Source organism: Saccharothrix syringae, assembly GCF_009498035.1.
GTDB classification, from domain to species: Bacteria; Actinomycetota; Actinomycetes; order Mycobacteriales; family Pseudonocardiaceae; genus Actinosynnema; species Actinosynnema syringae.
Map to the genome: position 1 here is coordinate 6305691 of NZ_CP034550.1, position 15623 is coordinate 6321313.

Annotated in this window: 11 protein-coding genes; 9 read left to right on the plus strand and 2 right to left on the minus strand. The window is 68.7% G+C overall.

The window, feature by feature from the left end; genetic code table 11:
- Positions 1-665 precede the first annotated feature (665 nt).
- On the minus strand, positions 666-2720 hold the full coding sequence (locus EKG83_RS26890; RefSeq protein ID WP_153278445.1) for a pentapeptide repeat-containing protein: 2055 nt from the start codon (positions 2718-2720) through the stop codon (positions 666-668).
- 260 nt (positions 2721-2980) lie between these two features.
- On the opposite strand from EKG83_RS26890, the gene EKG83_RS26895 reads away from it, so the two are divergent.
- The 3 genes from EKG83_RS26895 to EKG83_RS26905 all read left to right on the plus strand — a co-directional run bounded on the left by EKG83_RS26895 (position 2981) and on the right by EKG83_RS26905 (position 6861).
- A complete protein-coding gene (locus EKG83_RS26895) occupies positions 2981-4216 on the plus strand; it encodes a tyrosine-type recombinase/integrase (protein WP_153278446.1) in 1236 nt (411 codons plus the stop codon).
- Positions 4213-4599, plus strand: coding sequence for a helix-turn-helix domain-containing protein (locus EKG83_RS26900; RefSeq protein WP_084717169.1), 387 nt, complete (start codon positions 4213-4215; stop codon positions 4597-4599). Before EKG83_RS26895 ends, EKG83_RS26900 begins: the two co-directional genes overlap by 4 nt.
- A gap of 66 nt (positions 4600-4665) precedes the next feature.
- Positions 4666-6861 (plus strand): hypothetical protein, encoded by a 2196-nt coding sequence (locus EKG83_RS26905; protein WP_153278447.1) that lies wholly within the window; start codon positions 4666-4668, stop codon positions 6859-6861.
- Between the two features lie 292 nt (positions 6862-7153).
- On the opposite strand, the gene EKG83_RS26910 is transcribed toward EKG83_RS26905, so the two are convergent.
- The gene (locus EKG83_RS26910) at positions 7154-7330 is read right to left on the minus strand and encodes a hypothetical protein (RefSeq protein WP_153278448.1); all 177 of its coding nucleotides are present in this window, start codon (positions 7328-7330) and stop codon (positions 7154-7156) included.
- A gap of 219 nt (positions 7331-7549) precedes the next feature.
- On the opposite strand from EKG83_RS26910, the gene EKG83_RS26915 reads away from it, so the two are divergent.
- From EKG83_RS26915 to EKG83_RS26940, 6 genes are all read left to right on the plus strand, one after another.
- Positions 7550-9676, plus strand: coding sequence for an ATP-binding protein (locus tag EKG83_RS26915; RefSeq protein WP_051767033.1), 2127 nt, complete (start codon positions 7550-7552; stop codon positions 9674-9676).
- Positions 9677-10207: 531 nt separating this feature from the next.
- The gene (locus EKG83_RS26920; RefSeq protein WP_051767025.1) at positions 10208-10543 is read left to right on the plus strand and encodes a hypothetical protein; all 336 of its coding nucleotides are present in this window, start codon (positions 10208-10210) and stop codon (positions 10541-10543) included.
- Positions 10544-10708: 165 nt separating this feature from the next.
- The gene (locus EKG83_RS26925; RefSeq protein WP_051767024.1) at positions 10709-11710 is read left to right on the plus strand and encodes a hypothetical protein; all 1002 of its coding nucleotides are present in this window, start codon (positions 10709-10711) and stop codon (positions 11708-11710) included.
- Positions 11711-12357: 647 nt separating this feature from the next.
- Complete coding sequence (locus tag EKG83_RS26930) at positions 12358-12873, plus strand: hypothetical protein (RefSeq protein WP_033435680.1); 516 nt, start codon at positions 12358-12360, stop codon at positions 12871-12873.
- A gap of 314 nt (positions 12874-13187) precedes the next feature.
- Positions 13188-13859 (plus strand): Crp/Fnr family transcriptional regulator, encoded by a 672-nt coding sequence (locus EKG83_RS26935; RefSeq protein WP_051767032.1) that lies wholly within the window; start codon positions 13188-13190, stop codon positions 13857-13859.
- Between the two features lie 371 nt (positions 13860-14230).
- Positions 14231-15313, plus strand: a complete 1083-nt coding sequence (locus tag EKG83_RS26940; protein WP_051767023.1) for an AAA family ATPase — start codon at positions 14231-14233, stop codon at positions 15311-15313.
- Positions 15314-15623: the final 310 nt, after the last annotated feature.

Consider the following 15623-nt stretch of genomic DNA (forward strand, 5'->3'; position numbering starts at 1 on the left):
ACCCTACCGAGCACGACCTACCGGTACGGCCTGCTCGACCACCACGCCGGCCAGCCGCGACTGGTCGGCGCGGCCACTCTCGGCGTGCCGATGAGCGAGAAGGTCCTCACCAATCCCTTCCCCGGCCTGACCCCTACGAGGAAAGTCTGGAATTCAACCGGCTCGTCCTGGCCCAGGACGTGCCGGGGAACGGGGATTCCGCGCAGTGATGTACACGATGCATCAGCAGTCGTACCCTTGATCAAGGCTTGCCTGGCTTTACTCTACGATCGTTGTATCCTCACGAGCCAGCTCTTCGCTGAAAAATTCGATTGTCTCCAACCGGGTGCCATCTGGGCGGGTCTCGATTGTCCTCCTCTTCACGACCCCCCTCGAGACTCGCCGCGAAGTCGATCTCCTCTCGATGCGGAAACGCTTGGGCATCTCCTCGTCCAAGGTTTCCTCGATAACTTCAGCGGAGACCTGCGCTTGCCCCCTGCTGACCCAAGCAGCAGTTCCGCCACTTGCGACGGTGGCGACCGCTACTGCCACCCAAGCGATCGGATTGCTGACGAGCGCCGTTGCGATATTCACCGCAACACCGACCGCTGTGGTGAGAGTTGCGGTTAACATGCCGGAGAGCAGTGGCCGCCCACGAAACCGTCGTAGTTGCCGAGGGGAGTCGGTCACCGTTGGCCACCACTGACGATTTCGCTCTGCCTCGTCAACAACCCGGCCAGAGCTTCCTCGTAGGACCGTCTCGACGATTGATCCAGTTCAGTCGATGCTATCGCTTCACGATAGAGTTCAATTGCTTCTGCCAACGCAGACTTGTCATTGAGATGTTGAGCCCGCTCTTGCAGAAGAGCCGCAAGATTCGAAAGATACGTCGTCCGGAACGCGTCACCCGGCTCCGCCTCGGCAAGAGCAGTGCGCATCGCGATGATCGCCTCGTCCAGATCAGCCGGATTTGCTCGCGACGCATATCGAGCTTGTAGAGCAGTTGCCAGATTTGAGATGTATGCCGATCTTGCCGCTAGTTCGGCTGGCGTAAGAGCCAGGGCTTGCCGTAGGGATTCGATTGCTTCGTCTAGATCACTTTCATCACCAAGTGAAGCGTGTCGACGCACCAGAACCAGCGCTAGATTCGACAGTAGCTGAGGACGCTCGGGCGAGTCGGACGGTATCAGAGATACCGATTCTCTTAGGTAACTGACGGCAGCTGTTACATCATCCACGTCGCCGGTGTGGTCGAAGCGGGCGCGCAGGGCGATCCCAAGGTTGGACAGGCGACCAGCCTGTTCCACCGAGCCCGACGGAGTCAGCTCCACCGCTCGCCGCAGCGCGTCGATCGCCTCATCCAGATCCGCCGGAGAGCCGGTGTGGTCGAAGCGGGCGCGCAGGGCGATCCCGAGGTTGGACAGGCGACCAGCCTGTTCCACCGAGCCCGACGGAGTCAGCTCCACCGCTCGCCGCAGCGCGTCGATCGCCTCATCCAGATCCGCCGGAGAGCCGGTGTGGTCGAAGCGGGCGCGCAGGGCGATCCCGAGGTTGGACAGGCGACCAGCCTGTTCCACCGAGCCCGACGGAGTCAGCTCCACCGCTCGCCGCAGCGCGTCGATCGCCTGAACAAGGTTCGGCCGTAGGCCAGTCTCTGAATACCTCCTGAGTTGGCGAGCACCGGTTTCGGCCAACTCTTCGAGATCGATTTCCTCGCCTTCCAGCAGATCTACCCTCTGCAACGCGATAGGCGCACCAGTTAGGGTTGCTGAGGTCAGAAGCAGGTTTTCTTTAAATACAGACCCCCGAAAGGATGCGTCACCCATGAAAGCGACCCTCTCAAAGGAGGCATCCCGATTGAACACGGCTCCGTCAAAGTGGACCGCATTGGAAAATCGAACCCCCTCAAAGGAGGCATCCCAACTGAAGTTGACACCGAGAAACCTTGCCGCACCATCAAAGCGAGACCCGGAGAAGTCGACATTCTGAGCAAAGTTGGCTTCGTCGAACTCGGACAAGCTTTCAAACTTTGCGCCCCGAACAGTGACCGCACTAGCGAAGTTTGCGCGCGAGAACTTTGCATGCCCGGCGATCCGAAGGCCGTCAAAGTAAGCATCATTCACGAAGTTGCAGTTCTCAAAGGATGCCTCGCCTGTAACGTACATGCCGGCGAACCGAGCAAATCCTATGAATGACGCGTCCGTGAAGTTGGCACGCCTAAGCTCGCTGCCAGAAAGGTCGAAATCGACTAGGCGGGCGCCAGCAAGATCGAGGGTTATTTCCGGCCAGAACATGGCCGCTTGAACGTCGACATCCGCCCTCAAATGTGTCGACAGAACGCGTTGTGCAGCCAGCCGGACCGACAGTTCCTGCCCGTGGGCAGACATGTCGCCAGCAGGGAAATCCGAAGTGCCCGCTTCACCGTATGGCATTCTCAGATATGCGCACAGGACATTTACGACTACCTGCCGCATTCCTGGAACATCCTGCGCCAGTCGCTCTAATGCGTACACCCCTGCCAGGCGAACTGCGGGCTTCTCGCTGCCAAGTTGCTCGACGGCAGTGGCATACAGTTCCGTAACGCGACGTTCTGTTGCGTCGATGCGATTTTCTTCAGCAATGCGTTCAGAAAAGCGTTGCCGTCGAACAAGCAATCGAAGACCGTAGATCGCAACGCCGACTCCGGTGGTCACGCCCAGCGCTAAGATGACCTCAACCCAAAGTCGAATCTGCTCAGTCATTCGCACCTTCGCTTTCCTGACGCGTCCCTTGCAGCCGTCAAGGTTGGCGTAACCGCGTCTTGTGCGCCACAACCCCAGGTCCAGCGTGTCATGAGCGTCAAACCCAACGGCGCGCGTGCTGCGCAACGTGAGCAGCGCACCCCAGGCATCGATGACCGCAGTAGAGCCTGCCACGCCGATGGTCTCCCTGCTGCGATTGATGTAGCCTCCTCCACATCATTGATGCACCGCCCGCATCATCTACTGCCGGAGGTGGCGGCGTGGAGAAGCAACCTCACAGCCGAAGCATGCAGTCGGAGCAGGGCGTACCGGGTGCCGCGACCCTGTACGTGGTGCCCGGAGTGACGATGCTGCGCCCCACCGAAGCGGTGTTCGAGAAGATGATCGAGGGGTTCGTCGAGCATCAGCAGGCCCGTGCGCTCAAGCCCAACACGATCGCCGGTCGGGTGCGCACGGTGCGCCAGCTGCACGCCTTCGCCGACGCGTTCCCGTGGGAGTGGAATGCCTCAATCTTCGACCGATGGTCGGCCACCGTGGCCGCCGCGGTGGCGCACTCGACGCTGGGACAGAAGCAGTTGCAGCTGCGAGCGTTCCTGTCATACGTGACCAACACCGCCTACGAGTGGCCGACGGTGTGCCGGGAGCTGTTCGGCACGTTCCCAACGATGGCGTTGGGCGAGCTCAACACCGTGCGCCATTCGCAGGGCTACGTCGGCCAGCCCAGCCGCAACCGGCCGCTGACCCGCCCCGAGGTCCGGGCCTTCTTCGGGCAGATGGATCCCGAGATCGGCCGTCTGCGGGCCGCCGGGCACAAGGGCGCACTGACCGCCGCCCGCGACCTGGCGCTGTTCACCACGATGTACGCCTGGGGTCTGCGGCGGCGTGAGACCGCCTGGCTGGAGATCCACGACTGGCGGCGGCAGGCCAAGCTGTCGGAGTTTGGCGACTTCGCCGGGCTGGCCGTCCGGTGGGGCAAGGCCCTGCCCGGCCAACCGCCGCGTCGGCGGATGGTGATCTCGGTGTGGCCCTGGGCGGTGACCACCGTGCGCTACTACGTCGAGAACATCAGGCCTCTGTTCTACGTCGACCGCCAGGATGACGGCGTGATGTTCCCGACCGAGCGCGACGGAGAGATCTCGATCCGCTCGGTCAACGACCGCTTCGCCCACTGGCGCGCCCTGGCGAGTCTGCCCGACCACCTGTGCCCGCACTGCTTGCGCCACACCTACGTCACCAGGCTGATCGAGGCCGGTTACGACGCGTCGTTCGTCACCGAGCAGGTCGGCCACTCCCATGCGGCCACGACCGCGATCTACACCGCCCTGTCCAGCGACTACAAGAACACCAAGGTGCGCGAGTTCCTCGACGCCGCGGAGGAGGAAGCGTTGCGGACCGCGTTCGCGCGAGCCGAGATCGAGGCCGACATAGACGACGAGTTCGACGCCACCGACACCCAGCCCGCCACCACGGCGAAGGAACGGAGGACCACACGATGAAGGCCGCGTCCGGCGGACAGCAGGAACACAGTGGACAGTCTGACTTCCACGCCCGGCAACCGCGGTGCGCCTGGCGGCTGCGTGAACTGATGGCGGTGCGCCGCAACTGGTACAACACCACCAAACTGGTGCCCGAACTGCGCCGCTACGGCTTCGACTTCGATCGCAGCACGGTCTACCGCCTGGTCTCCGCCGAGCAACCCCCGAAGATCCCGCTGGAGCTGGTGGTGGCCTTGTGCAGGATCCTCGACTGCCGGTTCGAGGATCTGGTCGTCGAACTCGACCCCGAACACGGCACCGACCGGTCGACCAAGCACGGTCCGGCACCGGCCATGCCCGACGGCCCGGTGCTGTCCGCGGACTTCTTCGACGCCGAGAGCTGACCGGCGGAGACCGCGGTGGCGTCGGCAGGGCACGGGACGTGCGACGGCTGCGGCCGGGTACGCGCGTTGAGCCTGAACACCAGGACCCGCAGGCTGTGCAAGGCGTGCTACGACGCCACGCGCCCGAAGGAGACCTGCCACCGGTGCGGGCAGTGGTGCGCGCCCTACAAGCGCACCCCGGCCGGTCCGCTGTGCGCCCGCTGCCACCGCGCCACCCGACCTACCGAACCCTGCACCGACTGCGGCAAGACCAGAACGGTCACCGCCCGACCCCACGGGCACCCGGTGTGCGGCTCGTGCTGGCGACGCCGCACCGCCGAACGCTGCACCGGCTGCGGGCGAATCCGCCCCGTCCGTACCCGCACACCGGACGGCCCTACCTGCGCCACCTGCTTCACCCGGGCCCAACCGCCCGGAACCTGCTCCGGATGCGGACGCCATGGCCCGATCAAGCTGAAGAAACGCAGCCTGTGCAACACCTGCGCGATCAAAGAACGTCCGCCCGAACCGTGCCGGGACTGCGGCCACACCCGGCCGGTCGCCACCCGTGACGAGCGCGGACCGCAATGCCACTCCTGCTGGCGCACACAGCACCGCGCCCACTGCACTCGATGCGGCCAGGCCCGGCCGGTCCTCGGCAAGCTCGACGGCCAGCCGTACTGCCCGTACTGCTGGGAGATCGTCAAGCCCTCGACCAACCTGTGCGTCGACTGCGGGCGGCGCCCCGCCCTGCTGGCCTCACGCGACGACGGCCGCCGACGCTGCCGGCCCTGCCACTGCAACCGGAAGATCCCGTGCGCCCGCTGCGGCACCCCGGCCAAGGCCGAACGCACCTGGCCGGAAGGACCGGTCTGTCTGACCTGCGTGGACACGGTCCGCTTCACCCACGTCACCTGCACCACGTGCCGGCAGCACCGGCCGGTGTTCCGCCGGGACCACCACGGCAACCCGACCTGTCCCGAGTGCGCCGGCGTCCGGTTCACCTACACGTGCACCGCCTGCGGCGGCATGGGCCGCATCCACAGCCGCGGCCTCTGCCCGTCCTGCCGTGCCCGCGAGCGCCTCGACGAGCTGTTCGCCACCGGAACCACGAGCCAGGCGGCCGAGCTTGCCCTGCTGCGCGAGCACCTGGCCGGCTATCCGAGCCCGTACAGCCTCATCGCCTACCTCAACGGCGCCGGTGGCCAGCTCCTCCACCGTCTGATCAGCGGTGACCTCGCCTGCACCCACGACGCCCTCGACCGGCTCCACCAGACCGGCTCCGTCGCGCACCTGCGTGACCTGCTCAGCGCGGCCGGGGTCCTGCCTTCTCGCGACGAGCACCTGGTCCGCGTCCAACACCGCACCCAGGCGCTGCTCGACGAGGTCGACGAGCGTGCCAACAGGCTCCTGCTCGCCCGCTACCTGCGGTGGGTCCTGCTGCCCGCCGCACACCAACAGGCCGAGCGCGACGGCCGGCTCGCGCCGCAGCGGGCCGGGTACCTGCTCGAACAGCTCCGCACCGCGCAGGCGTTCACCAACCACCTCCGCGGCGTCGGCAGCGCGCTCGCGCACTGCACCCAGCCCCAGATCGACGCCTGGCTCGCGGCCCAACGATGGCGTACCAGCTACCTGCGACAGTTCCTCACCTGGGCTGCCCTGCAGGAGGAAGCACCCCGGCACGTCGCCGTCACCGCGCTCACCACCGGTGAAGACCGGTCGATCATGAACGACGCCGACCGGCTTCTGCTGGCCCACCGGCTCGAACACGACGACACCATCGCTCTGGTCGACCGCGTCGCCGGATGCCTCGTGCTCCAGTACGGCCAACAGGTCAGCAGAATCGCCCGGCTCACCATCGACGACGTCCGAGAGCACCCGGCGGAGCCGGGCGTCCTTGGGCTCGTGCTCGGCAGCGACCCACTCTGGCTCCGGCCGAAGCTGTCCCACCTGCTCGCTCGCCTGATCACGGACCGCCGCTCCGACCGCGTCCTGATCCGGAGCGTCCCCAACCCGTATCTGTTCCCCGGCGCGCACCCCGGCCGGCCACTCGGCTCGGACACGCTGGCACGACGCCTAAAGACATTGGGAATCAACAAGGTCCGCCACGCGCGCAATGGAGCCCTCCTTGCGTTGGTCGGAAGTGTCCACTGGAAACTGCTGGCCGACCTACTCGGGATCTCGGACTCGGCAGCGCAACGCTGGCACGTCGCCGCAGGAGGTGATCGAGCCAGCTACGTCGCATCACGACTGAAGCAGGACGCGACAACGGGCCCGGAGTAGTTCCGGTTCAGCCGAATGGGGATCCGTCCGGGATCAATACTGCCCGGTACCAGGAAAGCTGGTTCTGTGCCAGAGTGTTCCGGCGCGCGGCCGAGCACGGCGTCCGTGGCGTGGTGACCTTCGGTGACCCGGTCGAACTGTGACTACCGGCCTTAGTTGTCACTTACAGGCGGTAGTTGTCACCAAGATCCGCGTTTCCGCCCTGGCGGCGCTGTTTCGCATGCGGCGCCACCTCTCCAACGCCGGCCTCCATGGTGCATGACCGTCGTCATACGGCTGGCGCCCGGCCCGTTCACCACCGCCGCCTGCGGCGGGGGCGACCTGCCGCGACGAGGTTTTCTATGTCGGTATCACCGCTGCTGGTGAATTCGCAGGCTCCGACCAGGCCGTTGTGCGCGAGTTGGCCGTTGTCGCGGAGCCGCTCGACGGCCTGGATGTCCTTGGTGCCGGTGGAGCCGAGACCGGGCATTGGTCAGGCTTCACGTGCTCTGGAACGTCGGTGTTCGGCCGCGTGGCCGCATTCTTGCGGTGTGCTGGCGAGCTGTGGGCCTGATGGTGTGCGTGGCGCTGATCCAGCTGGTGGAACCGGGGTGAGGTGGGCGTGGCGGACGCGGTAGCCGGTGGTGACGCCGTCGGTGGCGAGGTATCCGCCGGGACCGGTCAGCACGCGGTCGTGGCAGGTTCGGGGATGGTGGTGCAGGCCGGTCGTGACGCGATGGTCACGGTCCAGCAGCCGGTGCGGCCGATGGTGCCGCGGCAGTTGCCCGCCGCGCCGGGGCTGTTCACGGGGCGGAGCGCGGAGTTGGCCCGGCTGGACCGCGTGCTGACCGCCCCCACACCGCCCGCCGCCCCGGCGGGTGAGGGGCAGGGCGCGACGGTGCTGGTTTCGGCGATCGGCGGCGCCGGGGGCATCGGCAAGACCTGGCTGGCGTTGGCCTGGGCGCACCGCCAGCTGGAGCGGTTCCCCGACGGGCAACTGTTCGTCGACCTGCACGGCTTCAGTCCCACCGGCGAGCCGGTGGCCCCGGCGGTGGCGGTACGCGGGTTCCTCGACGCCCTGGGCGTCGAGGCGAACCGCATCCCCACCGACCTCGACGCCCAGGCCGCGCTCTACCGCAGCCTGGTCGCGGGTAAGCGGATGCTGGTCGTGCTGGACAACGCCGCCACCAGCGAACAGGTCGCCCCCCTGCTGCCCGGCTCGCCGAGCTGTACGGTGCTGGTCACCGGACGACACCGGCTCGCCTCGCTGATCGACCGGCACGGCGCCCGACACCTACCCCTCGACGTCCTGTCCCCGGAGGAGGCCCGCGGCCTGCTGGCCGCCCGCCTGGGCACCGACCGCGTCGCTGCCGAACCCGAGGCGGTGGACGAGCTGATCGGCCTGTGCGGGGGCTACCCACTGGCGTTGTCGATCACCGCGCGCACCGCCGAGCCCCACCCCGACCCGCCGCTGGCCGAGGCCGCCGCCGAACTGCGCGACCTCGGGCTGGAGGCGCTCGACCACGACACCGACCCTGCCGCCAGCCTGCCCACGGTGCTGTCCTGGTCCCTGCGCCACCTCACCGACGCCCAGCGCACCGTGTTCGCGTTGCTGGGCATCGCCCCCGGCCCGGACACCACCCCACCTGCCACCGCCGCCCTCACCGGCCTGCCCGACCGCACCGCCCGCAGGACGCTGAGCGGGCTGGAGGACGCCTCGCTGCTGGAGCGGCGTCCGGGTGGCCGGTATGCGATGCACGACCTGGTCCGCCGCTACGCCGCGGATACCGCCCACACCACCCTGCCCGAGCACGTGTGGGAAGCGGCCCTGGTGCGGGTGGTGGACTTCCACCTGCACACCGCCCACGCCGCCGACCGCCTCCTTGCCCCCCACAGCGCGCTCCTGTCGCCCGAGCCGCCCGCGCCCGGCGTCCACCCGCACCCGCTGCCCGACGCCACGGCTGCGCTTGCCTGGCTGCAGGCCGAGCACGCCACCCTGCTGGCCACCCAACGCACCGCCGCCACCCTCGGCCACCACCACACCGTCTGGCACCTCGCCTGGAACCTGCACACCTTCCACCAGCGGCGAGGACACCGGCGCGACGCGGTCACCACGTGGCGGACCGCGCTGGACGCCGCCGACCACCTGCCCGACCCCGCCACCCGCAGCTGCGCCCACCGACGCCTCGGCCATGCCTGCTCCCGGCAGGGCTTGCACGAGCAGGCCACCGCCCACCTGGAGCAGGCCCTCGACCTGGCCGTGCGCCACCACGACCCCACCGAACAGGCTCGCACCCACCGGATACTCGCGGTCGCCTGGGAACGACGGGGAGACGACCGGCAGGCCCTGGAGCACGCCCACCACGCCCTCGACCTCATTCGCGCCCTCGACCAGCCGGTGTGGGAAGCCGAGTCGCTCAACCAGGTGGGCTGGTACGCCGCGCGCCTGGGCCAGTTCGACACCGCCCGCCAGCACTGCCAGGCCGCCCTCACCCTGCACCGACACCACCACAACCCCGACGGCGAGGCGGCCACCCTGGCCAGCCTGGGCTACATCGCCCACCACACCGGCAACCACCACCAGGCCCTCGACCACTACCACCACGCCCTCACCTTGTACCGCGACCTCGGCCACGCCTACCTGGTCGCGGACGGCCTCGACGGCGTGGGCCATCCCCACGCCGCCCTCGGCCGGCACGAGCAGGCCCGCACGGTGTGGCGGGAGGCGCTGGAGCTGTACCGGGAACAAGGCCGTGACATCGACGCCGAGCGCGTCCAACGGCAACTCGACGACCTCGGCAACACCCCAGACGCTGATCCGGGCGACACCCGCTGACCCGCCACGCACGGCGGCACAAGGTGGGACATGATCATCGTGAGCGCGGGGAACGACACGTTCCACATCGCTTGAGACCACCGCTCACAGGACTCCGTCGGCAGCCCGACAGACACCGCCGTCCCACGCGCTGACCGGTGACAGGGGCCGTGGTGGTGGTCGACGATCGCGGCGTCGGTAGCGCGCAGGCTGACCTCGCGCAGTCACCACTCGGTGGTCCAGGCCAAGGTCTCGGGGCCGCTCTTCCGCTGCTCCGGTCACCGGATAGACGGTCGGATCGTGGTCGATGCAGGTGACAGCCATGACCTGTATTCGGTGACAACAAGCGCTGGCACCTCCACATCGGACCGCACGTCGTGGTGGTCCTCCGGTGACAACCAACTTCTGTAGTCACACGAATGCTGGCGCTCCGGCCCGAACGGGCCGGAGCTGATCAAACCCGGTCACTGCGGAATCGTCTACCAGGCCCTGAATTTCGCATACCTGGGCCGTTCCACCGTCCGCACCCTGACCCTGCTGCCCGATGCGACGGTGCTCACCGCCCGCGCACAGGCCAAGGTCACCGGCCGCGAGACCGCCGCCGCCGGCGTCATCGCTCGCCTGGTCGCTCTGGGCGCCACAGCTCCGCAGGACGACGTCGACCCTCGCCGGTGGCTGCGTGAAGCCCTGCACGCCATCGGCAGCCGCCGCGTCCGCCATCCCGGCAACTACCGCTACGCCCTGCGGATCGGCCGCACCCGCGGTGAACGCACCCGCACCGTCATCGGCATGGCCATCGGCCGCTACCCGAAGCCGGACCTCCAGCTCCCGTTTCCCGACCGCGGCGACCGTCACCAGTCGGCGGATCACCGGTCCCACGGCCCGTGACTGCAGCGACGAGCCAGGGCCGACCGCACCCCGCAGAACCAGACCACGGAGGAACATCTCATGTCGCACGTGGCTCCGCCGCCCGGAACCGCTGTCGAGATCCGACAAGCCCATCGGCACACCGTCCACTCGGTAATCGAGCGAGGAGTGATTCTCCACCCGTCGATGACCTGGTTGATCGCCTACTTCCCGGGCGACCCGGGGCGGGCCGTCGACCCCGCCGACCCGGCCTCGATCCGCGTCGTGCCCACCGCGGAGGTCACGGCCTACCGCGACCTGGTCGACTGCGACCCCGCGTGGGTCGCCGGCACCTGGGAGCACCTGGCCCAGGCAGGTCCCGGGTTGCTCCAGGCACCGCAGGCCGTGCGGGTCTGGGAAGTCGCGGCCGCGCTTGCGCGGCACCGGCTCGACGCGGACGTCACGTCGCCGATCACGCGCGGGCAGTTGGAGACGTGGGCGGGCCGACCGTTGACCGGCCACGACCTGGCCCGGATCGGCGAGGCCGTCCCGAGCTCCTCCATCCCGGAAGCCTTCGGCACCATCGTCGACGGCATGGACAGCCGGGACGCCGAGGAGATCGCCGACCTGCGCGGCAGCATGGCCGACGGCTACGACGCCGAGCGCGTGAACCGGGTCCTCGGCCGCATCAGCGAGGTCTCCGGACTGTCGGTCGTGTGCGTCTGGGTCTACCGCGACGCGGTCGGATTCGGCGGCGACTCCGACTTCTACATCGAGATCGACGGCCGACTGCACCACTGCGCCGGCGACCTCCGGCGATGGCTCAACACCCCCGAGGACCGCCCGGACGCGCCCACCGCCCCCGGCCCGCCCGCCAGCTGGGTGGGAGCACCGTCCGACCTCCACGAAGACCGACTCGCCTACGACGACGGGAGCCACAACTACGCCCTCCGCGACGACCTCGACGCCACCGACGCCACGGAGGATTCACGCCCGGACCAGCGTCTGCTGACCCTCGCCGAAGCCCTTCACGTCGACCCGCTCGACCTGGACGACACCGTGCACGACTTGGTCGGCAGGTCGGCCGGCGCCATCAACAACGGTGGCTTGGACAAGCAGGTCCCTTTCCTGCTCGACCAGCTCGGCGAGGTCGCGACCGAGCAGTTGATCCGCGGTGCCGCGACATCGCAGCAGACCGACTCCGCGTGATGCCGAAGCCGGCTACCGACCCTCGCACCGTCGACAGCCGCGGTGTTCGCCACTCGGCCGCCACCCACGTCCTGCGGATCGGCCGCACACGCGGCGAACGCACCCACACCGGCGTGGCGACCGGTCGTCGCTCCCGACCCGGTCTCCAGCTCGCCTCCACCCGTTTCCCCGGCTTCAAGGGGCAATCACGTGAACGCGCGGATCACCGCCCCGCCCGCCGAGGTCGAGATGGGCCTGGCCCGTTTTGACGGACATCCTGACCCTGTCCGTCGAAACGGGTCAACCCCAATCTCCGACTCCTCCGAGTCCACGGACATTGCACGACCGTGCCTCGAGTGGCAGGCGGGCACCGCCCCAGGCACCGAGCCCGGTGCGGTGGGGTTTGCGCACTCTGCGCCCCCGTCGGGCCGGGGGCAAGCCGCGGAAAAGATGCGGCTTGCCCCCTTACCCCGCCGCGGGCGCCTTCCGAGTGCGCCCCACCGCATCGGGGCCCGGCGCCAGGACGCCTCGACGGCATGTCCGAGCGGCGCCGAACGACATTCACGACGCCAGTGGTCGTGAAGGGTCCGCCACCGAATCGCGCAATCCGCCATGCCGTAGCCGATGCTTCGAGAGGTCGGGACGGCGGGCGAGTGAGGAAGATTGTCGTGCGCCTGAAGAATTCGGCCGGTCTGTTCGTGGACACCGTCCGTTGCCCGGGCAGTCGCAAGCTCGCCATCGACGGCAGCATCGGCCCACGGTCCGACGGCCACCCGACATCGATCTACGGGCGGTGCCCGGTGTGCCGGCAGGTCCGCCCGGTCAACCCGAAAGGGGCCATGGTCGGCCATGACGAGCCGCTGCGGCTGGTGGTCCAGCCGCACGTGGTCGGCGGCGAGAGCTGGGCCGCATACGGCGCGCCGTGGCATCCCGCCGAGCTCGCCTCCATCCCGACCAGGATCGGTGCCGAGCTGGCGTGGAAGCACGGGGACAGGATCCTCATGACCTTCTACGGCGGCAGGGCCCACCGACCGGCCACCGATCCCCTGCCCCGATCCGTTCGTACCTGGCTGGCCGTGCACCTCCGGTTCGTCGAACAGTGGACCGGCGACCGGGACATCATCGACCTGATGCCGGCATCGCAGGCATACCTGTTGCCGATGCTCTCCCCCACGGTCGCATAACGCGCCGGTTCCACCGTCCGGCCGCCGTACCCGGCCGTAGTCCGGATCCGCAATGCTGTCCGTCCTCCTCGATGGGGGGCGCAGCCTGCCGCCACCGCGGCCGCCGACCGTGCCTCGCCGACACGCCTGCCACCGCGCGCCGGCTCACCGCCCGAACAGCGTCCGCCCGTGCCCTTTCGAGCCGGTGCGCGGACGCGCCCGGCCAACCACACCTCCCGGTAGCACAGCCGAACCCCACGGCCGTGCCACCGGAGGACGGCGTGCTGCCCGGCCACACGTCCATGCGCACCCCACCGAGCACCAGGAGCCACACCATGCCCGCCACCCGCATGCCCGCCACCCGCATGCCCGCCGACGACCCGATCCTGTCCGCCCTCGACGCCGTCGGCGAGGCCGCCGAGTTCCCCCGCAGACACGTGATCTTCACCGAAGGCGAGCCGGGCGACCGGCTCTACCTCATCCGATCCGGCAAGGTGAAGCTCAGCCGTGCCCTGTCCGGCGGCCGCGAACACCTGCTGGCCCTACTCGGCCCGGCCGAGATGTTCGGCGAAATCTCCCTCTACGCCGCCGCTCCCCGGGAGTCCACCGCCACCGCGGTGACCCAGGTCCACGTGCTCGGCATCGACCGGTCCTTCCTGCTGCAGTGGATCGCCCACCGACCCGACATCGCCGAACACCTGCTCGGCGCCCTGGCCCGCGGCCTGCGCCGGTCCACCTCGATGCTGACCGAGGCGGTCACCAACGACGTACGCGGCCGGCTGGCCTGGGCGCTGCTCGACCTCACGGCGCGTTTCGGCAGCCAGCACGGCGGCCTGCTGCGGGTCACCCACGACCTGACCCAACTGGAACTCGCGCAGCTGGTCGGCGCCTCACGCGAGACGGTGAACAAGGCCCTGGCCGAGTTCACCGACCGCGGCTTGCTGCGCGTGGAGGGCCGGACCGTGGTGATCCTCGACCCGGAACGCCTCGCGCGCCGGGCGCGCTAGACGGCGTCGACCTCGCTTCCACCTCCAGGACACCTCAGCCCGACCACGCCCATGTCGAGCACCCAGGAGCAAAGTGATCGGTGGCATGGAGTTCCGGACCGAGTCCGGCCGGGGCCGTCGCTCGACACCGAGCCGATCAGGCCGCCGCCGGGCCCCCACCGCCGGGGCCACGGCACTGAGCCAGGCGCGCAAGCGCGCACCGGCCCCCACGCCGCCCCTCCGGGCCCGGCGCCGACCTGATACCCGGCACACAGATCACCAGTCTCCGCGGCCGACCCCCGGCGACATTTCGCCGGGCGCAGAAAGACCTGGCCGCGGTGACGTCGCCGCACCACACACCATCCACACGTTCCTTGCGAAAGCGAGCGCCCATGCCTGCTTCCACCATCGTCGCCTCCGGCGGCCGGTTCCGCCTCTACGACGACTCCGTGCAGACCTTCGACCGACTGCCGGTGGCCACCTACGCCATCGACTTCTCCAAGATGACCGGATACAGCCTTCGCCAGGTCACCCCGCTGGCCCCTGGCGAGGACACCGTCTACGGCTCCCACGTCCAGCGCGTGGATCGCATCATCGGCAGCTACGAGGCGATGGACCGGTCCCTGGGCGTGATCCTCTCCGGCGACAAGGGCATGGGCAAGTCGTTGATGCTCCGGATGCTCGCCGAACGCGCCCGCGAGCAACTGGAGCTGCCCACGATCCTCGTCCAGCACTCGACCCCGGGGCTCGCGTCCTTCCTGGACGATCTCGGCGAGGTCGTCGTCGTCTTCGACGAGTTCGAGAAGGTCTTCGCCAGCCACGGCGAGGACGAGACCCAGACCCAGTTCCTCAGCCTCTTCGACGGACTGAGCGTGACCAAGCGCCTCTACGTCCTCTCGGTCAACGACCTCGTCCGGGTCAACGAGTTCATGCTCAACCGCCCCGGCCGCTTCCACTACCACATGCGGTTCGCCTACCCCGAGCCCGAGACCGTCGCCACCTACCTGCACGACCAAGTACCCGGCATCGCCGCGGCCCAGGTCGACGAGGTCGTCGAATTCTCGCGGAAGTACGACCTGAACTTCGACCACCTGCGGGCCATCGCCTTCGAGCTGCGCCGCGGGGAGCCGTTTGCCGAGGTCATCGGCGACCTCAACATCAAACGCATCGAACGCTCCGGCTCCGTCGTCGAGGCCCGTATCACCTGGCCGAACGGCGAAGCCGACGTCCTGACCGGCTCCATCGACCTGTTCGACCGCGACGGCGCACAGTCGATCAACGACTACGACAGCGAGGTGAGCCTGCGGTTCCGTATGCGCGACGCCGTGTCGACCAACGAGGGCTACCACCTCCCGGCCGGAGCCTTCGAACTGATCGACATGCGGAGCGAGCACAGGAAGGCCCAGGACGGGGAGCTACCGGCTGCCCTCTCCGTCGTTCTCAGCCGTTCCCGGAAACGCCCGATCGACTTCTGAGGCAGCCATCGCGCCGCTCGCCCGGTTCCCGAGGACCACCGACGCGGCGCGCGCACCTGGTCTTCAGGCCGGGCATGCCGGGCTGCCTGCGCGACGACCGACAACCCGCTCCGCCACCTCGCCACGCACACCCGCTTCGCGTACGCGAAGCGGGTTCTTGCCGCCCCGCACCGGAAGCCCGCCCGGGTAAGGACGTGGCGGGGTGGTGGAGAAGGTCCGGGTGTCACACATCGGACGGGGCGGCAGCACCTCGGCTCCCGCAAGGGGCATAGCCGATTCACGGTGATCCCCGGTCCTGGTCGGGGATCAC

Excerpts from the sequence above, each read along its gene's own strand:
- EKG83_RS26890 (WP_153278445.1), bottom strand. The coding sequence starts at position 2,720 with ATGACTGAGCAGATTCGACTTTGGGTTGAGGTCATCTTAGCGCTGGGC.
- EKG83_RS26900 (WP_084717169.1), top strand. The coding sequence starts at position 4,213 with ATGAAGGCCGCGTCCGGCGGACAGCAGGAACACAGTGGACAGTCTGAC.
- EKG83_RS26910 (WP_153278448.1), bottom strand. The coding sequence starts at position 7,330 with ATGCCCGGTCTCGGCTCCACCGGCACCAAGGACATCCAGGCCGTCGAG.
- EKG83_RS26915 (WP_051767033.1), top strand. The coding sequence starts at position 7,550 with ATGGTGGTGCAGGCCGGTCGTGACGCGATGGTCACGGTCCAGCAGCCG.
- EKG83_RS26925 (WP_051767024.1), top strand. The coding sequence starts at position 10,709 with ATGACCTGGTTGATCGCCTACTTCCCGGGCGACCCGGGGCGGGCCGTC.
- EKG83_RS26935 (WP_051767032.1), top strand. The coding sequence starts at position 13,188 with ATGCCCGCCACCCGCATGCCCGCCACCCGCATGCCCGCCGACGACCCG.
- EKG83_RS26940 (WP_051767023.1), top strand. The coding sequence starts at position 14,231 with ATGCCTGCTTCCACCATCGTCGCCTCCGGCGGCCGGTTCCGCCTCTAC.